Below are 19,436 nucleotides of genomic sequence, written 5' to 3'. Positions count from 1 at the left end.
CCCTGACCCCGTCTCCCCCTCTAGGATCTTTTGGAATGTTTCCATGACCTTTCGGCCCGCTGAGTGTCCAATATTTGGGGCCGTTGCGCGCCCCTATGGTCCGCTGTGCGGACCTACGACCCTGAACCCCGGCCACCGCCCAAGGTCTGCGCGAATCGAGTCGCGCATCAGCAACTTGGAGCTGACGGTTGCCGGTATGCGGCGTGATCTGGCGCACATGTATGGGGAAATCGTCGAGCAGCACGCGCACACCGATCAACTCGTCGCCCGAATCGAACGCATCGAGCGTCGTTTGGAATTGCAGGACGGCTGAACATTTCGAGGCAGCGCGGCGTGTTCCGAACACATCGGCATAGGCTACAGCCAACGGTATCCCCGGGAGGCTGCCGAAATGACCGGATTCGCAGAACGATTTATCCAGCAAGGCATCGAGCAGGGCAAGCGCCAAGGCGAAGCCCAGGTCCTACTGCGCCAGCTGGAGCGCAAATTCGGTCCTGTCAGCGCCAACCTGCGCCAGCGCATCCAGGAGGCCGACGCCGAGACCCTGCTGGACTGCTCGGAGCGCATCCTCACGGCGGACACACCGGATGCCGTTTTTCACTGAGCGCCGACGGCTCCAACCCGCGTTGGCCCACAATGAGCGCCCCGCGCGATAAACGGCTCCGCCCCCCGTTCGGACCCCTGGGAGCGGCATCCTTGCCGCGACGGCCCCTGAACGTGCCGACAACAGCGCCCCCACAGCGCTGACCCCCGCACCGAGTCGCAGGGCGGCTCGACCTGGGGCCAAAACCACTCCGACCCTGTTTCCCACAATCGGCGCAATCGGCGTAGGTCGGGCTGAGGCACGAAGCCCGACACCCGACACCGAAGCTAAAGGGCTCTGACCCCTTTTTGCGGACTTGACACCGCCAGGCGCAACTGCTGCACTAACCCTACGTTCACACAGTGAACGCACACAGCCCAGCAAACGCACACCAGCGCGACTCCATCGCCTCGTGCGCGCCCAAAAAAACCAAAACCAAAAACCAGCACCAGCGACCATGCTGCAAGCACCCCGGCAGGGCGGTAGCGTGCCCAACGCACGCGCACGCATCGCCACCAAGCGCTGCCCAACGGCGACACCACCTTGGCGCTAAACGAGGACCTCCAGCTCCAAGCCCTCCGGCTGCTCCAGGCCGATCCCGCGCGCTCCCAGCGCGACCTGGCCAAGGCGCTCGGCATCAGCGTCGGCCGGACCAACTACTGCCTGCGCGCCCTCCTGGACCGGGGCTGGATCAAGATCCAGAACTTCCGCAACAGCCGCAACAAACGCGCCTATCTCTACCTGCTCACGCCGCAGGGCATCGACGCCAAGGCCCGCATCGCCGCGCGCTTCCTGCAGCGCAAAGAGGCCGAATACGCCGCCTTGCAGGCCGAGATCGCGCGTCTGCGCGCCGAGGTGAAGGCCGACGCCGAGACCTAGCAACGCGGCCAGTCGCCCGGCCGACCCGACGCCGGGTAAGCCGCACCGGTGCTCACCGCAAGGCAATGGCTCCGACCCCGATTTCCGGTCAGCCAACCCAACCCGGCCATGTCTTTGCCGAACTTCCTCGTCCTGGGCACCGCCAAATCCGGCGCCAGCATGCTTGCCCGTTATTTGTGCGACCACCCGCAAATTTGTTTCTCGCGCCCGCATGAGCCCAATTTTTTGCCTTCGACCGCCAGTGGGCACGCGGCCTGGCATACTACCGCACGCTCTTTGCTCACTATGAAGGCGAGCCGTGAATCGGCGAGAAGAGCTGGCGCTACTCCTGCGCCGGCCATTACCCGCACGTATTCGACCGTGTTCGGCGCATGCTGCTGGAGCTGAAGCTGATCTACGTCGTGTCCGACCCGATCGCCCGAGGCCTATCCATGTGGCGCGAGCTGCGCGATGCAGGGCAGGACCAGGTCGCGCGCGACGTCGCAACCGCCCTCACCGGCGACTCGCTGATCCTCGACAGCATGCGCTACCACACCCAGTTCTCGCGCTACCGCAGCGCTTACGGCGCCGAGAGCATGCACTTGCGCTTCTTAGAGCATCTCGCCAGCGACCAAGGCGCCGCCTTCGACGCCGTCAGCGATATTCTAGGCATCCGCCGCTTCTTGCCTAAGTAGGCACTGCACGCGAACCTCTCGGTTGGGCAGCGCTAGGACACGCCGCTGGCGGAACTCCTCGGACGGATCGGACTCGACCGCCATGCCGGGCGCTTCGCGCCCGCTCATCTGTGCACGCTCGCACGACGCGTCCTCAAAACCCCGATTGAGAAGCCTTCGCTGCCTGACGGCGTGCGCCGCCGCTATTTCGCTCGCGTTCGAGACGAGTGCGCGGGCATCCTCGCGGTGGGCGGTAAGCCCAATAATTTCTGGGCGCCGCGGTAGTCTGAACGAACACTCAACCCCGATGACTGAAGCCTGGCCAGCCCGACCGTCCGTCTAGCCCATGCACCAGAATCCGATCCGCGACATCCCGCACTACTTGCGCGTTTTTCAAAGCTACCTGGGTGCGCGCATGTATCTGGTCTTCGCGTTCACCCTGGTCGCGGCCTTGGCCGAAGGCGTCGGCATCCTGATGCTGCTGCCGCTGCTGCAGGGCCTCGAAGGCGCCGCTGCGCCGGGCGCCCAGGGCGCAGAAGCCCCCACCGGTATCGGCAAGGTGTTGCATGACCTACTCGCCGGCTTCGGCTGGTCCGACTCTACCGTCGCCGTCGTGCTCATCATCATCGCAGCGTTTATCGCCAAGGGCGCGCTCACCTTCGGCGCCCTTGGCTTCAACGCCTACCTGCGTGCCCAGCTGCTGCGCGAGCTCAAAGGCCGGCTGTTCGACGACTACAGCCGCATGAGCTACCGGTATTACAGCCAGCGCGACACCGGCCATTTCATCAACGCTATCAATGAGCAGATCACCCAGACGCTGCAGTCCTTCAACTTCCTGGCGCAGCTGGTCTCGCAACTCGTCAACATCGTCATATACAGCGCCTTGGCTTTCGTCGTCGCCTGGCGCTTCGGGCTAATGGCCCTGGTCGTGGGCGTCGTTCTCCTGCTCTTCTTCCGCCGCCTCAGCAGCTACGTGCGCGCGCTCTCGCGCAAGATGGCGGGCGAGAACGGCCACCTCGCCAACTTGCTCATCCAGTTCCTGCACGCGTTCAAGTACCTCACCGCCACGGATCAGGTCCGCCCGCTGCGCAGCACCGTCAACGCCTCGATCGGCCGGCTCACCGGTTACCAGATGCGCACGGGCATTGCGGGGGCCTTTACCGCAGCAGTAGGGGAACCTATTGCCGTGACTGCCATGATGGTTATAGTTTTATTACAAATGGTCGTTATGCAGCAGCCGCTGGTACCGATCATGGTGTCTATCATCCTGTTCTACCGAGGCATCAGCACGACCCTGCAACTCCAGGGGACCTGGCAGAAGACCCTCAACCATATTGGCGCCGTGGAGCTGGTGCGCGACGAATTCGCTGCCCAGCGCGAACACCGCGAGCCCGGAGGCACCCAGCCGGCGCCGCCGCTCGCCGAAGGCATTAGCCTCCGCAGCGTCAGCTTCGGCTACACGCCCGAGCTCGGCGACGTCCTGCACGACATCAGCTTCGACATCCCGGTGCGCACCTCGGTCGCACTGGTTGGCGAGTCCGGCGCCGGCAAGTCGACCTTGGCCGACCTGCTCACTCTCGTGCTTAAACCGCGCAGTGGCCAACTCCTGATCGACGGCGTTCCTGGCGAGCAGATCCAGCGCGCCAGCTGGCGCCGCCAGATCGGCTATGTCTCCCAGGAGACAGTCGTCTTCGACGACACCATCGCCAACAACATTTGCATGTGGGCCGGCGATGCCGCCGCCGACCATGTTTTGCTCAAGCGCGTGCGCACCGCCGCCCGCCAGGCTCACATCGCCCACTTCATCGAGACCCTGCCCGAGGGCTACCACACCGTCGTCGGCGACCGCGGCATGCGGCTCTCCGGCGGTCAGCGCCAGCGCCTGTTCATCGCGCGCGAACTCTTTCGCCGCCCCAGCCTACTGATCCTCGACGAGGCCACTAGCGCGCTCGACACCGACTCTGAGCGCGCGCTCCAGCAGAGCATCGACGGGCTCAAGGGGCAGCTCACCGTGGTGATCATCGCGCACCGCCTCTCGACCATCCGCAACGTCGATCGTGTCTATGTGTTCGACCGCGGACGGCTGGTCGAGCAGGGCAGCTACCAGGACCTACGCGACGCGGCGGATTCGCGCTTTGGCAAGCTCGTCGCGATGCAGGCGTTGTGAATTGGGAGATCCATCAGCTCATGAACGACACGCAATCCATCCTTATCACTGGCGGCACCGGGTCCTTCGGTCAGGCCTTCGTCCGGACCGTGCTCGAGCGGCACCCGAACGTTAAGCGTTTGGTCGTGTTCAGCCGCGACGAGCTAAAGCAATACGAGATGGCCCAGCGGCTCGATGCCAAAGACCATCGCGGCATCCGCTATTTCATCGGCGACGTGCGCGACCCCGACCGCTTGCGCCGCGCCCTTCAGGGCATCGACACCGTTGTCCACGCCGCCGCGCTCAAGCAGGTACCGGCCGCGGAATATAACCCGTTCGAATGCATCAAGACCAATATCCTCGGCGCTCAGAACGTCGTCGAGGCCTGCCTCGACGCCGGTGTGCAGCGGGTCGTGGCGCTATCCACCGACAAGGCCGCCGCACCCATCAACCTCTATGGCGCCACCAAGCTCTGCTCCGACAAGCTTTTCACCGCCGCCAACAACATTCGCGGCCAGCGCGACATCCGCTTCGCCGTCGTGCGCTACGGCAACGTCATGGGCAGCCGGGGCTCCGTCATCCCCTTCTTTCTGGAACGGCGCAAGACCGGCGTCCTGCCCATCACAGACCCGGCCATGACCCGCTTCAACATCAGCCTGCAGGAAGGCGTCGACATGGTCCTCTGGGCACTGAAAAATACCCACGGCGGCGAGATCTTTGTGCCCAAGATCCCCAGCTACCGCATCACCGACGTTGCTCAGGCCATCGGCCCCGAATGCGAGCAGCCGATCGTCGGCATCCGCCCCGGCGAGAAGATTCACGAAGAGATGATCACCGCCAGCGACAGCTTTAACACCGTCGATCTCGGTCGGTACTTCGCTATCCTGCCGCAGTCGGGCAAATACAGCCTAGAGCACTATTGCACACTCAACGGCTGCGAGCCCGTCCCGGAAGGGTACGCCTACAATAGCGGAGCCAATCCAGACTTCCTCAGCGTCGAGCAACTGCGCGTGCTCATCCGCGAGCATCTGGATCCGAACTTCAGCGTGCCCGCCGCCTGATGATCCCCTACGGCCGCCAAGACATCACCGAAGCCGACATCGCCGCGGTGGAGGAAGTCCTGCGCTCCGACTTCCTCACCCAAGGCCCGGCGGTGCCGCGCTTCGAGCAGGCCGTTGCCGATTACTGCGTGGCGGCGCATGGCGTGGCCGTCAACAGCGCCACCAGCGCCTTGCACATCGCCTGCCGTGCGTTGGACCTCGGCCCCGGCGACTGGCTCTGGACCTCGCCCAACACCTTCGTCGCCTCCGCCAACTGCGCCCGCTACTGCGGCGCCCAAGTCGACTTCGTCGACATCGACCCGCGCACCTACAACCTCAGTGCCGACGCCCTGGCCGCCAAGCTGGAGCAGGCCGAAAAGACCGGCCGACTGCCCAAAATCGTCATGCCGGTGCACTTCGCCGGCCAGCCCTGCGACATGCCCGCCATCGCCGCGCTGGCCGAGCGTTACGGCTTCCGCATCATCGAAGACGCCTCCCACGCGATCGGCGCGGCCTACGGCGAAACCCTTGCACAAAACGCCAAACAACCAACAACCAAAATCGGCGCCTGCCGCCACAGCGACATCACCGTCTTCAGCTTCCACCCGGTCAAAATCATCACCACCGGCGAGGGCGGCGTGGCGCTGACCAACGACCCCGAGCTAGCTGAGCGAATGAGTCGCCTGCGCACCCACGGCATCACCCGCGACCCCGCGCGGATGACGGAGGAAAGCCCCGGCCCCTGGTACTACCAGCAGATCGAGCTCGGCTACAACTACCGCATGACCGACATCCAGGCCGCCCTCGGACGCAGCCAACTGCAGCGCCTGGATGACTACATCGGCCGCCGCCACGCCCTTGCCGAGCGCTACGATCACATGCTCGCCGATCTGCCGGTGCAGACGCCGTATCAAGACCCTAGACACCGCTCAGCCTTGCACCTGTACCCGATCCAGGTTGCGGACACCGCCACGCGAGCCAACACCTTCCAGGCGCTACGCGATGCCGGCATCGGCGTCAACGTGCACTACATTCCCGTGCATACGCAGCCCGATTACCAGCAGTTCGGCTTCGCGAAAGGCGACTACCCGATCGCCGAGGCATACTACGAGCGAACCATCAGCCTGCCGCTGCATCCAACGCTCACCGGGGCGCAGCAAGATCGGGTCTTGCAGCGACTCGCGGAGACCCTGGCAGCACGATGAACGTCCCCGCGACCATCCTCAGGCGTTGCGACCGTTGTGAATCTTGTGAAATAACCACCAGCTGTTCCAAGCCTCAGCCCGTGCCGATATGAACACCGACCGCGACCAACGAATTACTTTCAACCCCCACCAGTGTGGTGGACGGCCCTGCATTCGCGGCATGCGTATTCGCGTCGCCGACATCCTGGAGATGCTGGCGCAAGGAGTCGAGGTTGAGGAGATCCTCTCCGACTTCCCCGACCTGGAACCTGAAGACATCAATGCCTGCCTGCATTACGCGGCCAGGCGGGCCGACATCCCAAGACTGGCTGCATGATCTTCTGGATCGACGCGCAATTGCCACCAGGGCTGGCACCCTGGCTCACTGATCGCTTCGGCGTTGAGGCGAAGTCGTTGCGTTTTCTCGGCTTGCAGGATGCCGAGGATTTAGAGAGTTTCGACAGCGCCCGCGCTGTGCGCGATGTGGTGCCGATCAGCAAAGACAGCGACTTCGTCGAACTGGTTTCCCAACAAGGGCCACCACCACGGCTGCTGTGGGTCACGTGTGGCAATCTAACTAATCGGCGCCTGCGCACCGTTTTCTCGCGTGTTTTCGCCGATGCGCAGCACTGAGCAAAATCGCCAGACCCAAGAACAACCAATAACCAACACCAACAACCATTAACCATTAACCATTAACCAACAACCACCCCCCAATGAACCTCTGCGTCATCCCCGCCCGTGGCGGCAGCAAACGCATCCCGCGCAAGAACATCCGCGGCTTCTGCGGCAAGCCGATGATCGCCTGGTCGATCGCGGCCGCGCAGGAGTCGGGCTTGTTCGAGCACATCATCGTTTCAACTGATGATGAAGAGATCGCGGCAGTGGCAGGAGCGCATGGGGCGGAAGTGCCTTTTTGCCGTCCCGCTGAACTCTCTGATGACTACGCAGGCACTACGGCAGTGATCTCAAATGCCGTACACTGGGCGATACACGCCGGTTGGAGCGCAGATGCCGTTTGCTGCCTTTATGCGACCGCCCCCTTCGTTGAAGCCGCCGACCTCCGTGCTGGTTTGGAGCGTTTACAAAGCGGTAACTGGGCGTTTTGCTTCACCGCCACGCACTTCGCGTCACCGATTTTTCGGTCATTCCAGCAGACCGAAAGCGGCGGTCTAGAGATGTTCTTCCCGGAACACTTCAACAAAAGATCACAAGACCTGCCGGAAGCACTGCACGATGCGGGACAATTCTACTGGGGCCGCCCCGAAGCCTGGACGCAAGGGCTGAGAATTTTCGATCGCCATAGCACGCCGTTGGTTCTACCGCGTTGGAGGGTCCAGGATATCGATACTGTCGACGATTGGTATCGGGCGGAAATCCTGTGGAGAGTTTTGCGTACGAATTAGGCGAATCACTTGACGAATCACTTGAAAAGCGCTGCGGAGCAAGTCAGAAAATGATGGTTTCAGAAAAAGTCGAGACCACTGCTGGTGGCTTTAAAACGCCACAAGAGGCATTTCGGATCTTCAGCTGGTTGACTATGGCTTTGTCTACCATCGAGATCCGCTCTTTCCGCAAGATGACATGACATGGTTTCTCCTAAAAAGGACTTAGCCTCCGTGCTCGTCATCGCCGCCCACCCCGATGACGAAGTCCTCGGCTGCGGCGGCACCATCGCCAAATTCGCCGCCAGCGGCACCCCGGTGCATCTGGCGTTCCTGGCCGATGGCGTTGGCGCCCGCGGTGATGCCGGTCAAAACCTGTCGCCAGCCGAGCAACAGGCCCTGGACCAGCGCCGCGCCGCCGCCCGCCGGGCCGCCGACATCCTCGGCGCCGCCTCGGTCAGCTTCGATGATCTGCCGGACAACCGGCTGGACAGCATCCCGCTGCTGGACATTACCCAGCGCGTGGAGGCCCGCATCGCCCAGCATCGCCCCGACAGCGTCTTCACGCACCACGCCGGAGACCTCAACATCGACCACCGCCGCGTGCATCAGGCGGTTGTCACCGCCTGCCGCCCCCAGCGCGGCCACCCGGTGAAGACGCTACTGACCTTCGAAGTGCCCTCCAGCACCGAATGGCAGCCACCCGGCAGCGGCAAGCCGTTCGCGCCCAACTGGTTCGTCGACATCAGCGCCACGCTGGCGCAGAAGCTCGCCGCGCTCGACGCCTACGCCCAGGAGCTGCGCGACTGGCCGCACCCGCGCTCGCGTCAAGGCGTCGAGCACCTCGCCCGCTGGCGCGGCGCCACGGTCGGCTGCGAGGCCGCCGAGGCCTTTGTGATCGCGCGACACGTGCAATGAACATCGCCCTGCGCACCGACGCCTCCGCCCGCATCGGCCTCGGCCACCTAGCGCGCTGCCGCACCCTCGCCCGGGCGCTGCGCGAAGCGGGCGCCACCGGGCACTTCATCTGCCGCGCCCACCCCGGCCACCAGATCGATGCCCTTCGCGCAGAGGGTTACCGCGTCAGCGCCTTACCCTCGCCGCCGCTACAGCAGCAGGCCGCTGACGCCGACTACGCCGCCTGGCTCGGCGTCAGCCAGACGCAGGACGCCGCCGAAACCATCACCGCCCTCACCAACAACCAACAACCAAAAACCAACATCCTCATCATCGACCACTACGCCCTCGACAGCACCTGGGAACAGCGCCTACGACCAACCGTCGACCGCATCCTCGTCATCGACGACCTGGCCAACCGCCGGCACGAGTGCGAGCTGCTGCTGGATCAAAACTTTACCGAGAACGCCGCCGAGCGCTACCGCGGCCTGGTGCCGGCCCATGCACGGCTGCTGCTCGGGCCGAGCTATGCGCTGCTGCGGCCGGAATACGCACAAGCCCGCCAAGCGCTGCGCGCCCGCGATGGCGCCGTGCGCCGGGTGCTGGTCTTCTTCGGCGGTACGGACCCCGACAACCTCACCGGGCGGGCGTTGGCAGCCCTGAGCGACCCCGCCCTGGCCCACCTGGCCCTGGACGTCGTCGTCGGTGCCAACAACCCGCATGCCGACAGCCTGGCTGCCCAGGCCGCGGCGCGCGGCAACACCCAACTGCATCCGCCGCGCCCGCACCTGGCGGACCTGATGACCCAGGCGGACCTGGCCATCGGCGCCGGCGGCGCCACCACCTGGGAGCGCTGCTGCCTGGTCCTGCCGAGCCTGGTGGTCAGCATCGCCGAGAACCAGCGCCCGGCCTGCCTCGCGCTGGCTGATGCCGGCCTGATCGACTATCTTGGCCACAAAGACCGCGTGACGACAGACCGGCTGCGTCGCGCCTTGCAGGCACTGTTGGACGACCCCGAGCAGCGCCAGCACCTGGCGGCAGCCGGCGCCGCGCTAGTCGACGGCCGGGGTGTCGAGCGAGTGGTCAGGCACTTGCTAGGCGCACAGCGGTCGCATTAGAGACGGGCTACTCGATGGAGTTCAGCGCCCATTGCAAACACGACCGCCGTTTTTGATCGCCGACTGAGGAATTCCCGATGAAGGTCAAACTCGATAGAGATGGCGATGCGCTCTACTTCCACCTTCGGGCGGGGAGCATCTTGGGCAACCGCCAGGCAGCACCGCGTCCGAGTCGGGGTTAGCAGCCCTCGATGCTTGCGCCTATGAACTGCGCGACTGACCGCATCGGGGCTCGCGCCAGGGCGTCGAGCACTTAGCCTGCTGGCGCGGTGCGCCAGTCGGCTGCGAGGTCGCCGAGGCCTTTGTGCTCGCGCGATGCCTGGTTAAATGACCGACATCCACCACGCTCAACTTCTATCGACCTCAGCAGGGGGTCGATGCCAAGAATTGCATTTTTCTTCGGTATCTCGATTTACATGTACATGGACAATCATGGCGTACCGCATTGCCATGCGATGTATGGCGATTACGCCGGTGCATTTCGTCTGGACAACGGCGAATTATTAGCCAGTCAGATGCCTCCGACGCAGTCGAAAAAGATTAAGCAGTTTATTTGCGATAATCAGGCTGATTTGCAGGAGAAATGGGATGAGCTTGGCGGTTGAAGCGCCTTGGCCACAAGTGCTAGAAGTGATACCACTTGAACAACGACGCCTCCAAGTCTCTCTCGTCAGCGGAGAACAATGGGTCATTGACCTCGATCCACTGATACGGCGTCGCGAAGCCTATTGGCGACTGCAACAAGAGCGCTATTTTCGGTAAGTTGGCATCGATCCGCTCGACGCGCTCCGCTGGCCGGAGGGCGAAGATCTTGCACCCGAAAGCCTTGCACGGTATCGGTGTTGTTAGTCCATGAGCAGCGCCAGCATCTGGCGGCACCCGGCGCCGAGCTAGTCGACGGCCGGGGTGTCCACCGAGTGGTCAGGCACTTGCTCGGCGAACAGCGGTCGCATTAGCGATCCAAGCCCTGACCGGCAAGCGGCTTGTTGCATGACGATCGCTCACTTTAATGAGCAGGACATCCACGCCTGGACACAACAGACTGCGGAGCTGCTCCGGCAGCGTCGGTTTCAGGAGCTGGACATCGAGCACCTGGTCGAGGAGCTGAAAACCATGGGTCGTCTCGATCGCCAGGACTTGGTGGGTCGCTTGAAGATCCCGCTGGCGCATCTGCACAAATGGCAGTACCAGCCCGCGCAGCGGTCCAGCGCTTGGCGGGGCTCCTTCCTGGAGCAACGGCTGCGCATCCGCGATCTCTTGCAAGACGTCCCCAGCCTCAAGCCCTTTTTGGCCGAAGCGCCCGCCGCTGCCTTATGACCAACACCGCCAACTACGAGACCGATTTCTTGAGCTGGACGCAGGAGCAATCCGCGCTGCTGCGCCCTGGCCAATGGGCGCAGATGGATCGGGAGCACATTGCCGAAGAGCTGGAAGACATGGGAAGAGAACAAAAACTCGCCCTGCAATCCCTGCTGCCGGAAATCCTGCTTCAATTGCTCAAATTGGACTATTCGCCCGCCCAGGCACCGCAAGGCAGGTGGGCCGAAGAGATCATCGAGCTTCGCGATCAAGCGCAGGCCCGGATCGACGTCACGCCCAGCCTCAAGCACCATGCCCCCGAGCTATTCGCCAAGGCTTGGCAGCAATCCCGGCGGGCGGCGGAGAAGACCTTTGCACTGCATCACGCAGCGGTCAGGCTGCCGGAGCACTGTCCGTACGCACTCGAACAGGTGCTCAACCCGGACTTCTTTCCCGATTCCGCATGCGACTGACACCGCTCACCGACGCCGACCTCGAGCTGATCCTCCCCTGGCGCAACGCCCCCGCCGTGCGCCGAGCCATGTACAGCCACCACGAGATCAGCCTGGCGGAGCATCGCGCCTGGTTCCAGCGCCTGCAACAAGACGCAAGCCGGCGCTGGCACCTCTACCACGACGCCGCCGGCACACCCCAGGGCGTCGTCTACGTAACCGACTTCGACCCCGAGCAGAGCACCGCGTTCTGGGGCTTCTACGCCCGCCCCGAGGCACCCTCCGGCACCGGGCTGAGGATGGAGCTCGCCGCGCTGGAGTTGGCCTTCAGCGAGCTTGGCCTATACAAACTCAACTGCGAAGTACTGGCCAACAATGCGCCCGTGGTCAACATGCACAAAAAAGTCGGCTTCACCGAAGAAGGCCGCTTCCGCGAGCAACACCACGACGGCACCAACCGCATCGACATCGTCCGCCTGGGCCTGCTCGCCAGCGAATGGCCCGAGCACCGCGAGCGGCTACAAGCCCGCCTCGCACAACTCGAACAACTCGCCCAACAACCAACAACCAACAACCAACAACCAACAACAATCCTGATCCTCTCCGACGTCAATAGCTGGATCAACCCATACCTGCTGGACCTGCAGATGGACTGGCAAGCCCAAGGCCACCAAGTCACCTGGGCCCACAGCATCAACGACGCCCAAACACCCAACACCCAACACCCAACAACCAATAACCAACAACGAACAACCAATAAGCAACACCCAACAACCAACCTCTGCTTCTGCCTCAGCTTCAGCCAACTCGTGCCCGCGCAATTCCGAGCCCAGTTCCACCACACCCTGGTCGTCCACGAAAGCGATCTACCCCAGGGCAAAGGCTGGTCGCCGCTCACCTGGCAGATCGTCGAGGGCAAACAGCGCATCCCCGTCACCCTCATCGAGGCCGCCGACCGCGTCGACAGCGGCGCCATCTACGCCCAGCGCTGGCTCCAGTTCCAGGGCCACGAGCTCATCGACGAGCTGCGCGCCGCCCAGGCCCAGGCCACCCACGACCTCTGCCGCTGGTTCGTCGACGCCTATCCCTACAGCGCCGCCCAAGGGCGGCGGCAGCAGGGCGAAGAGACCTTCTACCCGCGCCGAGGCCCGGCGGACAGCCGCCTGGACCCAGAAAAGGCGGTCGCAGAGCAGTTCGAGCTGTTGCGTGTCGTGGATAACGCGCGCTATCCGGCGTTCTTCGACTGGCGGGGGCGACGCTATACTCTGAGCATCCATGGCCAAACGTGATAAGCGCATCGCAGCATGACGGCAGAATCCGAAAGCTGTCCGTTTCGACGATGCCTGTCGTATTGCTGAGTCAATGGGCTTTAAATGGCACGGCGGTCGCGGCTCCCATCCGACGTATGGCCGTGAGAACGAACCCACGCTTCTCAACTTTCAAGACCAGAACGGATACATCAAGCCGTAGCAGGCCAGGCAGTTAATTGAGCATGAGCTACGTCATTGCTACATCGCGCCCCTGGAACGAGATCATGGCTGCGCGCCTATCCGAACGCACCGGCCAGCCGTTTCATCTGATCACCCGCAAGGAAGACCTCACCCCCGAACGCCTGCGCGAGATTGCCCCGCGCACTGTCTTCTTCCCGCACTGGTCCCACCTGATCCCTGCGACCATCCAGGAGGGCTGGGAATGCGTCATCTTTCACATGACCGACCTGCCCTATGGGCGCGGCGGCAGCCCGCTGCAGAATCTCATCCAGCGCGGACACCGGGAGACTCAGCTCACGGCGCTGCGCTGCGTGGCGGAACTAGACGCAGGCCCCGTCTACCTCAAGCGTCCCTTGTGCCTGGAAGGTTCGGCATCCGAGATCTTCCTGCGCGCCGCCGGTCTGATCGAAGACATGATCGAAACCATCATCCGCGAAGCGCCAACGCCCCAGCCCCAACAGGGCGAGCCGATGGTTTTCCGCCGCCGCAAGCCAGAAGACAGCGACCTGGATCAAGCGCCGATCCAAAGCCTGAACGACTTCTTCGACTTCATCCGCATGCTTGACGCAGACGGCTACCCGCGCGCATTCCTCGATCTGCACGGCCACCGCATGGAGCTCTCCCGCGTCCAGCTCGAGCAAGACCGGCTGGTCGGCACCTTCGTGCTCTACCGCCAGGACGCGATGCCCGACCAGGATTCCGGGGGGGGGGGGATGATCAAGCGGCTCCTTGAACGCTGCTACCCCAAGCCCCCGCGCGACGTCTTCCAGCGCATGCTTTCGCGTTACCGCCCAGGCGATCCACTCTACACACTCGAGCACCAGGGAAACACCGTCGGCATGGTCTACTGCGCCCGCCACAGCAAAGGCGGCCACCTGGAAAACCTGGCCGTCGACCCGGCCTACCGCGGCAAAGGCCTGGCCGACCAACTGGTCAACGCCCTGATCAAAGACAACCCCGGCGTCATCACCCTAACAACACGCATACCAACTTACTTCATCCGCCTAGGCTTCAAACCAATCCAAACCCTACCAGACCAATCGTCCCTAATGATAAAAACAACACCCAACACCCAACAACCAACAACCAATAACCAATAACCAACACTCAACACCCAACACCCATTAACGACACCATGCACATCGCCAACCGCCCCATCGGCCGCGACCACGCCCCCTTCGTCATCGCCGAAATGTCCGGCAACCACAACCAGTCACTGGAGCGGGCGCTGGAGATCGTCGAGGCGGCTGCCGCCAGCAGCGCCCATGCCATCAAGCTGCAGACCTACACCGCCGACACCATGACGCTGCCGGTCGCGACGGGCGAGTTCTTCATCGACGACGAGCGCAGCCTTTGGCACGGTCACAGCCTGCATGACCTCTACCAGATCGCCCATACCCCCTGGGACTGGCACGAACCCATCCTGGAGCGCGCCAAGCAGCTCGGCATCCTCGCCTTCAGCACGCCCTTCGACGAGACGGCGGTGGACTTTCTGGAAGAGCTGGACACCCCGTGCTACAAGATCGCGTCGTTTGAGAACGCCGACCTGCCGCTGATCCGCAAGGTCGCTGCCACCGGCAAGCCGATGATCATCTCCACCGGCATGGCCAGCATCGCGGAGCTGGACGAAACCGTCCGCACCGCGCGCGCCGCCGGCTGCAATGATATCGTGCTGCTCAAGTGCACCAGCACCTACCCGGCCACGCCGGAGAACAGCAACCTGAACACCCTCCCGCACCTGCGGGACCTGTTCGGCTGCGAGGTGGGCCTCTCGGACCACACCCACGGCATCGGCGCCGGCGTCGCCGCCGTCGCGCTGGGCGCGACCGTGATCGAGAAGCACTTCACCCTCAGCCGCGCCGAAGGCGGCGTGGACAGCGCCTTCTCCATGGAGCCCGCCGAAATGGCCGCGCTGGTCACCGAAACCGAGCGCGCCTGGCAGGCCCTGGGCGGCATCCACTACGGGCCGACTGAGGCCGAAAAGCCATCCATGCGCTTCCGCCGCTCTATCTACATCGCCAAAGACATCAAGGCCGGCGAGCTGCTGACGCGCGACAACCTCCGCGTGATCCGCCCCGGCTACGGTCTGGCACCCAAGCACTACGAAAGCCTGCTCGGCCGGCCTGTGAGCCGGGATCTGCCGATGGGGACCGCGATGGCGTGGGAGTTTGTCGGCTAGATTGCGCGCATCCTTGAGACGCCCCCGACCGTCCAACCGCAATGACCACCATCGATACAACCGGCGCTCTTCCGGCCGGCGCCGCCCAAGCGCTCGAGCGGCTCCTGCGCCAGCGGCTGGCATCCGCCGGCTTGACGCGCATAGAGACCGAAGCCGGCCAGGACTTCGAAGGCGACGAAGCGCTCTATCTCGATCTGTACTTCGATCTGGTAGAGCCAGAGCTCGACCCGGAGCCCTTCAACTTCTTGACCACGGAGCTGCGCGAGACGCTGGAGTCCTTCGGCGAGCACCGCTTTCCGCATCTGCGTTACCACTTCGATGCGCGCCAAAAGGTCGCCGGGTGGCGGTTAGCCACGAACTCATCCCGACGGCCCGCCGTCTCGCTAGCCTCAACGTGCGCCGGCCACGCCAGGCCGATCTGAAGCGCGCGGACAGCACCGCCTACTACGCGATGTTCCATACGCTGGCACGGGATTGCGCAGACCGCTTTATCGGCACTGGGCAAACACGCAGCACCGCTGCGTGGCGGCAGGTGTATCGCGCACTTGGGCACGGGTTTGCCAAGCAATCCTGCTCACAGGTGACAAAGCTCGGTTTTCCCTCGAACATCGTCCACTTCGCCGACACCTTTGCGCGCCTGCAACACGATCGTCATCGCGCTGATTATAATGATCCGGACGCACAGTTAAATCGAGCCGACGTACTGCTCATGATGAGGGAGGCCGATCGCGCGATTTCTGCGCGGAACCGCGTATCGCTAAGCCACCGAAAGACGTTCGCCGCCTTGGTCCTGCTGAAGAACCGCCGGCGATGAGGCCTGCGCCGATCGGCAAGGCCGCCGCGAGCGGCGCACATGCCATCACGCTGCAGACCTACACCGCGGACCCAATGATCCTGCCGCTGGCCACCGGCGAGTTTTCATAAGACGAGCGCAGCCTCTGGCACGGTCGCGGCCTGGACGACCCCTCCAGATCGCCCATTCGCCTTGGGCCTGGCACACGCCCATCCTCGAACGAGCCAAAGACCTCTACACCATCGCCTTCAGTACCCCTTCGACGAGACCGCCGTCGGCTTCCTACAGACGCTCGACACCCCCTGCTGAAAGATCGTCTAAGGGACTGACTATGATCGGCGCGGCGGATCGCGCCGTTCGGGCGCTATACCCATGGCCGGCTCCGGTGGCTGGCGATGGCCAACCTCCGCAACTTCCCGGTCTCCTTATGGCCGCTCCACAGACAACCGGGTTCTGTGCTACGGCTAGCCGCAGCGAGCAAGGCGACCAGAGAACTTTGTATTCTCCGGCGAGCACTGCCGTTGGTTCAGCAATCCGCGATCCACTTCGTGACTGAAAATTGACTGTGACGTTTTTGCAAACAACGGCCATAGCCGACCATAGCTTGCACGATGTTCTAATTTTGGGCTGCTGGTGCCTGCCCGAAGAATCGGCGACGATCCACGATCGCCTACCAGTTCCGATCCGCTTCGAGAAAAGCGCCGAGTATTACCGTGAGCAGCGCGACTACCTTTATTACAGCACCGTTCGTACACTTGCTGGATGGTTAAACGAGGTTCACCACGTCGATCGACCTGAACAATATTGGGAGCTTATCCTCTTCACCTTCCTGGAACCTTACGTAAGTGATTTTTACATCCGATCCCTAATTTTGGAGAGCGCGTACCAACGGATTTCGGAGCCTTGCGTATTGATCCTTCCGGAAAGTCAGTACTCCGTTCCAGTCACAGCCTCAGATCTCTCGAAGCGAATCAAGACCTCTGACCGGTTCAACCTGCAGATATTTTCCCAGATTGCCACGGCAGCAGGCATGCGCGTTCGGCGATTGTCGAACGTGCAAGCTTCCAGTTATCCGGCTGCTATTGGTCCGAGACGAAGCTTATTGCGCTCGGCCTATGCCCTTGCGCACAGGCTGAAGCGGGGGCTGGTCTCAGATTCTCTGATGTCGCCGCCCGCAGATCGATCGGGAGGCAACCAGATAGCCCTGCTCCCGACCCATTTTTCAACCGCCGCCTTGCGCAAGCTTTTGCAGGACGAGGGGCTGGCGTTGTCCACTCCGACTTTTGATGGAGCTTCTTTGCCAGAAAGCGCACCGGACCTAAACCTCAGATATACATTGGCTCGGTTTACTTTTGACTCGCGACTCCAAAGTCGTCTAGTGTCGTCCCTAGTGCATAACCTACCAATGGACTTTGTGGAGAATTTTGCTCATCACCTTGGTGCTGCGAAGGGATGTGCACTCAGCCGGCCTAGTGTAATCGTGGCCGGCTTCTTCGCTGGGCTTCAAAGCCAGATATGGGCGGCGGAGAAGCAGCTGGAAGGAAGCAGGTTGGTTTTGGTCCAGCATGGTGGTCATTACGGAGAAGGCTTCTTTGCACCTCGAGAAGTAATAGAGCGCCGTTTATCAGACAAATTCGTAACCTGGGGTTGGGCGGAGGAAGAGGACGAGAACCTACCGGCGCCACGCCTGCAGCCGTTCCACTCTGCTGGTAGTCGCGGCTCGAAGCTCTTGTACGTCATGCGGGAGCTTTCCAGATTGCCGAACTACCGTATGCTCAACGGTTGTTCATCGGAGCAACCGTGCGGGCCACTGCCCGAGATAAAGTTTTTCGACAGTGTGGCGGTCGAAATACGTCGGAGAACGGTGATCCGCCTACGAACCGACAAACGGGCGTCTGTATCGATTCAACGCGTCTGGGCGCGCAGATATCCCGAGTTGAAGATAGATGAAGGAGTGCGCGGCATCCGCTATGCACTTGCGAAGGCGCGTCTCGTAGTCGTAGGGTACCCGTGTTCGACGACGTTTCTTGAGTGTCTAACCCAAGACATACCTGTTATTGTCTTTGCGCCCTGTTTGCGGGTAACTGTGCGGCCCGATGCGCTGCTCCTATACGAGCAACTCGCTGATGTGGGGATCGTTCAGACCGAATGTGCGGAAATGGCTAGCCTCGTAGAGGCAATTTGGAACGATCCGGTAGAGTGGTGGAAGGAACCCGGTCGAAGGGAGGTTAGGGAACAGTTCAAGCAGCGATTTGCCTGGGCCGCAGATCTTGATGACACCGTAGGATGGTGGCGGTCGTTCTTGTTGAGAGAGTCGAAGCGCCGGATGCCCGGATAGGTTGGGCGGTTGAAGGTTTAGGCTGTGGAGGAGGGTCTTAGTAATGGTGTATTAACAAGCAAAGCACCTTACTCCGCGTCGCTTGCGAGGAACCCCGTGTAAGATATTGAAAATAATGCGCGGAAGTGGGAGGATCTTAGTCGGTTGTCGATGCGCAGAGGTGATCTGCGGTAAACGAGTTTCCAGGCTACGATGCTTTAATTGCTTCATGGATAAAATGGTCACATTGAGGCCAGGATATGTAGCCCAGCTTTACAGTCGCTACGACTGGCCGGGATTGTCTTCGGTGGGGAAGCTTGAAACGATCCGGGAGGACCTGACAAGGTTTCTCGATACAATAAACTGCGCATTTGATAAAAGCCGAATCCTGGAAGCTCCGGCCTTACATAAGAGTCGCGAAGTCGGCCTGGTTTGGGATCAGGAACTTCGCAAAAAAGTCGCGGAGCTTGATAAGCTCGCTTTCGTGAAGTACGGATATGACCTTGGAGTTTGACGTTATTCGAGCGCGGCAGCAGTTCGCCTACCCATGCTCTCCGCCGCTTACAAGCGCCTTATCGGCGAGTTCAGCCAGCAATACAGATCGCGTGTTAGGGGTTCCTAAGCCCCTCGTTCAACTTGATCATAAGATCTGTGGGCAATGGGTTAGCGTTAGCATTAAGTTGTGGCTGGGTATCACACGGCATGACTAAATACCTGTCTCGAAATCGCTATCTAGCCATGGCGCAACTAGGGCTGCGCAACCCAGTTTCCTCATTGCGCTACCTTTTCGATCAAGCGATCGGAGTCAGGTCCGAATATGTCTTTCGAATCGGCGACCTTGCGCTATGTATACGGACGCGCTCCCGAGATCTTAAAGTTGTGAGGTGATTTCCACTTTGGAATATACCGATATGTGAGATACTTCGCGCAGTTTCTCAGATATCGATCCAAAGCCCATGATTCCGGATTCCAGCAGCATCCCGGTCAGCAACCTGAGTGCCGAGCACATCGAAGATATCAA

At 62.1% G+C, this 19,436-nt stretch carries 22 protein-coding genes; 21 read left to right on the top strand and 1 reads right to left on the bottom strand.

Annotated features, from left to right (window positions below; translation table 11 throughout):
* The coding region (locus CKO31_RS26540; protein ID WP_207148090.1) for a hypothetical protein at nucleotides 1–367 on the bottom strand (367 nt) is incomplete at its 3' end.
* Nucleotides 368–391: 24 nt separating this feature from the next.
* Here CKO31_RS26540 and CKO31_RS22445 point away from each other — a divergent pair.
* The 21 genes from CKO31_RS22445 to CKO31_RS22345 all read left to right on the top strand — a co-directional run bounded on the left by CKO31_RS22445 (nucleotide 392) and on the right by CKO31_RS22345 (nucleotide 18,929).
* Nucleotides 392–604, top strand: coding sequence for a DUF4351 domain-containing protein (locus CKO31_RS22445; RefSeq protein WP_200241826.1), 213 nt, complete (start codon nucleotides 392–394; stop codon nucleotides 602–604).
* A gap of 522 nt (nucleotides 605–1,126) precedes the next feature.
* Nucleotides 1,127–1,462: a MarR family EPS-associated transcriptional regulator gene (locus CKO31_RS22440; RefSeq protein WP_200241824.1), complete on the top strand. Its 336-nt coding sequence runs from the start codon at nucleotides 1,127–1,129 to the stop codon at nucleotides 1,460–1,462.
* A 371-nt stretch (nucleotides 1,463–1,833) separates the two neighbouring features.
* A complete protein-coding gene (locus CKO31_RS22435) occupies nucleotides 1,834–2,136 on the top strand; it encodes a hypothetical protein (protein WP_200241822.1) in 303 nt (100 codons plus the stop codon).
* A 325-nt stretch (nucleotides 2,137–2,461) separates the two neighbouring features.
* The gene (locus tag CKO31_RS22430; RefSeq protein ID WP_200241820.1) at nucleotides 2,462–4,282 is read left to right on the top strand and encodes an ABC transporter ATP-binding protein; all 1,821 of its coding nucleotides are present in this window, start codon (nucleotides 2,462–2,464) and stop codon (nucleotides 4,280–4,282) included.
* Between the two features lie 20 nt (nucleotides 4,283–4,302).
* The gene (gene pseB / locus CKO31_RS22425) at nucleotides 4,303–5,322 is read left to right on the top strand and encodes a UDP-N-acetylglucosamine 4,6-dehydratase (inverting) (RefSeq protein WP_200241818.1); all 1,020 of its coding nucleotides are present in this window, start codon (nucleotides 4,303–4,305) and stop codon (nucleotides 5,320–5,322) included.
* The gene (gene pseC / locus CKO31_RS22420; RefSeq protein WP_200241806.1) at nucleotides 5,322–6,506 is read left to right on the top strand and encodes a UDP-4-amino-4,6-dideoxy-N-acetyl-beta-L-altrosamine transaminase; all 1,185 of its coding nucleotides are present in this window, start codon (nucleotides 5,322–5,324) and stop codon (nucleotides 6,504–6,506) included. The genes pseB and pseC overlap by 1 nt, the downstream gene beginning before the upstream one ends.
* An 88-nt stretch (nucleotides 6,507–6,594) precedes the next feature.
* Nucleotides 6,595–6,822 (top strand): DUF433 domain-containing protein, encoded by a 228-nt coding sequence (locus CKO31_RS22415; RefSeq protein ID WP_200241803.1) that lies wholly within the window; start codon nucleotides 6,595–6,597, stop codon nucleotides 6,820–6,822.
* Nucleotides 6,819–7,118, top strand: coding sequence for a DUF5615 family PIN-like protein (locus tag CKO31_RS22410; protein ID WP_200241801.1), 300 nt, complete (start codon nucleotides 6,819–6,821; stop codon nucleotides 7,116–7,118). Before CKO31_RS22415 ends, CKO31_RS22410 begins: the two co-directional genes overlap by 4 nt.
* A gap of 83 nt (nucleotides 7,119–7,201) precedes the next feature.
* Nucleotides 7,202–7,891 (top strand): pseudaminic acid cytidylyltransferase, encoded by a 690-nt coding sequence (gene pseF / locus CKO31_RS22405; protein WP_200241799.1) that lies wholly within the window; start codon nucleotides 7,202–7,204, stop codon nucleotides 7,889–7,891.
* A 183-nt stretch (nucleotides 7,892–8,074) separates the two neighbouring features.
* Entirely contained in the window at nucleotides 8,075–8,788 is a 714-nt protein-coding gene (locus CKO31_RS22400; protein ID WP_200241797.1) for a PIG-L deacetylase family protein, read from the top strand.
* Nucleotides 8,785–9,885 carry a UDP-2,4-diacetamido-2,4,6-trideoxy-beta-L-altropyranose hydrolase gene (gene pseG / locus CKO31_RS22395; protein WP_200241795.1) on the top strand — a complete coding sequence of 367 codons (1,101 nt, stop codon included), beginning with the start codon at nucleotides 8,785–8,787 and terminating at the stop codon, nucleotides 9,883–9,885. The genes CKO31_RS22400 and pseG overlap by 4 nt, the downstream gene beginning before the upstream one ends.
* Nucleotides 9,886–10,262: 377 nt before the next feature.
* Nucleotides 10,263–10,490 (top strand): DUF4160 domain-containing protein, encoded by a 228-nt coding sequence (locus CKO31_RS22390; RefSeq protein WP_200241793.1) that lies wholly within the window; start codon nucleotides 10,263–10,265, stop codon nucleotides 10,488–10,490.
* A gap of 385 nt (nucleotides 10,491–10,875) precedes the next feature.
* A complete protein-coding gene (locus CKO31_RS22385; protein ID WP_200241791.1) occupies nucleotides 10,876–11,202 on the top strand; it encodes a DUF29 domain-containing protein in 327 nt (108 codons plus the stop codon).
* On the top strand, nucleotides 11,199–11,657 hold the full coding sequence (locus tag CKO31_RS22380; RefSeq protein ID WP_200241789.1) for a DUF29 domain-containing protein: 459 nt from the start codon (nucleotides 11,199–11,201) through the stop codon (nucleotides 11,655–11,657). The genes CKO31_RS22385 and CKO31_RS22380 overlap by 4 nt, the downstream gene beginning before the upstream one ends.
* Nucleotides 11,648–12,925, top strand: coding sequence for a UDP-4-amino-4,6-dideoxy-N-acetyl-beta-L-altrosamine N-acetyltransferase (gene pseH / locus CKO31_RS22375; protein WP_200241788.1), 1,278 nt, complete (start codon nucleotides 11,648–11,650; stop codon nucleotides 12,923–12,925). The genes CKO31_RS22380 and pseH overlap by 10 nt, the downstream gene beginning before the upstream one ends.
* A 203-nt stretch (nucleotides 12,926–13,128) precedes the next feature.
* Nucleotides 13,129–14,226, top strand: a complete 1,098-nt coding sequence (locus tag CKO31_RS22370; protein WP_200241786.1) for a GNAT family N-acetyltransferase — start codon at nucleotides 13,129–13,131, stop codon at nucleotides 14,224–14,226.
* A gap of 35 nt (nucleotides 14,227–14,261) precedes the next feature.
* Complete coding sequence (gene pseI / locus CKO31_RS22365; protein ID WP_200241784.1) at nucleotides 14,262–15,305, top strand: pseudaminic acid synthase; 1,044 nt, start codon at nucleotides 14,262–14,264, stop codon at nucleotides 15,303–15,305.
* A gap of 41 nt (nucleotides 15,306–15,346) precedes the next feature.
* Nucleotides 15,347–15,727, top strand: coding sequence for a hypothetical protein (locus CKO31_RS22360; protein WP_200241782.1), 381 nt, complete (start codon nucleotides 15,347–15,349; stop codon nucleotides 15,725–15,727).
* Entirely contained in the window at nucleotides 15,700–16,119 is a 420-nt protein-coding gene (locus CKO31_RS22355) for a hypothetical protein (protein WP_200241780.1), read from the top strand. Before CKO31_RS22360 ends, CKO31_RS22355 begins: the two co-directional genes overlap by 28 nt.
* A gap of 544 nt (nucleotides 16,120–16,663) precedes the next feature.
* Nucleotides 16,664–18,436: an LIC12162 family transferase gene (locus tag CKO31_RS22350; RefSeq protein ID WP_200241778.1), complete on the top strand. Its 1,773-nt coding sequence runs from the start codon at nucleotides 16,664–16,666 to the stop codon at nucleotides 18,434–18,436.
* A gap of 208 nt (nucleotides 18,437–18,644) precedes the next feature.
* Complete coding sequence (locus CKO31_RS22345) at nucleotides 18,645–18,929, top strand: hypothetical protein (RefSeq protein ID WP_200241776.1); 285 nt, start codon at nucleotides 18,645–18,647, stop codon at nucleotides 18,927–18,929.
* Nucleotides 18,930–19,436: the final 507 nt, after the last annotated feature.

Origin of the sequence: Thiohalocapsa halophila (assembly GCF_016583825.1) — a bacterium.
GTDB classification, from domain to species: Bacteria; Pseudomonadota; Gammaproteobacteria; order Chromatiales; family Chromatiaceae; genus Thiohalocapsa; species Thiohalocapsa halophila.
Note: the sequence above shows the minus strand (reverse complement) of the source record. Positions and strands in the feature narration are given on the sequence as shown.

What these genes read in the sequence shown, in the direction of transcription:
- CKO31_RS22385 (WP_200241791.1), top strand. Translation starts at nt 10,876, where the DNA reads ATGACGATCGCTCACTTTAATGAGCAGGACATCCACGCCTGGACACAA.
- CKO31_RS22345 (WP_200241776.1), top strand. Translation starts at nt 18,645, where the DNA reads ATGGATAAAATGGTCACATTGAGGCCAGGATATGTAGCCCAGCTTTAC.
- pseH (WP_200241788.1), top strand. Translation starts at nt 11,648, where the DNA reads ATGCGACTGACACCGCTCACCGACGCCGACCTCGAGCTGATCCTCCCC.
- pseB (WP_200241818.1), top strand. Translation starts at nt 4,303, where the DNA reads ATGAACGACACGCAATCCATCCTTATCACTGGCGGCACCGGGTCCTTC.
- CKO31_RS22435 (WP_200241822.1), top strand. Translation starts at nt 1,834, where the DNA reads ATGCTGCTGGAGCTGAAGCTGATCTACGTCGTGTCCGACCCGATCGCC.
- CKO31_RS22390 (WP_200241793.1), top strand. Translation starts at nt 10,263, where the DNA reads ATGCCAAGAATTGCATTTTTCTTCGGTATCTCGATTTACATGTACATG.
- CKO31_RS22430 (WP_200241820.1), top strand. Translation starts at nt 2,462, where the DNA reads ATGCACCAGAATCCGATCCGCGACATCCCGCACTACTTGCGCGTTTTT.
- CKO31_RS22445 (WP_200241826.1), top strand. Translation starts at nt 392, where the DNA reads ATGACCGGATTCGCAGAACGATTTATCCAGCAAGGCATCGAGCAGGGC.
- CKO31_RS22400 (WP_200241797.1), top strand. Translation starts at nt 8,075, where the DNA reads ATGGTTTCTCCTAAAAAGGACTTAGCCTCCGTGCTCGTCATCGCCGCC.
- CKO31_RS22360 (WP_200241782.1), top strand. Translation starts at nt 15,347, where the DNA reads ATGACCACCATCGATACAACCGGCGCTCTTCCGGCCGGCGCCGCCCAA.
- CKO31_RS22415 (WP_200241803.1), top strand. Translation starts at nt 6,595, where the DNA reads ATGAACACCGACCGCGACCAACGAATTACTTTCAACCCCCACCAGTGT.
- pseF (WP_200241799.1), top strand. Translation starts at nt 7,202, where the DNA reads ATGAACCTCTGCGTCATCCCCGCCCGTGGCGGCAGCAAACGCATCCCG.
- CKO31_RS22410 (WP_200241801.1), top strand. Translation starts at nt 6,819, where the DNA reads ATGATCTTCTGGATCGACGCGCAATTGCCACCAGGGCTGGCACCCTGG.
- pseC (WP_200241806.1), top strand. Translation starts at nt 5,322, where the DNA reads ATGATCCCCTACGGCCGCCAAGACATCACCGAAGCCGACATCGCCGCG.
- CKO31_RS22370 (WP_200241786.1), top strand. Translation starts at nt 13,129, where the DNA reads ATGAGCTACGTCATTGCTACATCGCGCCCCTGGAACGAGATCATGGCT.
- pseG (WP_200241795.1), top strand. Translation starts at nt 8,785, where the DNA reads ATGAACATCGCCCTGCGCACCGACGCCTCCGCCCGCATCGGCCTCGGC.
- pseI (WP_200241784.1), top strand. Translation starts at nt 14,262, where the DNA reads ATGCACATCGCCAACCGCCCCATCGGCCGCGACCACGCCCCCTTCGTC.
- CKO31_RS22380 (WP_200241789.1), top strand. Translation starts at nt 11,199, where the DNA reads ATGACCAACACCGCCAACTACGAGACCGATTTCTTGAGCTGGACGCAG.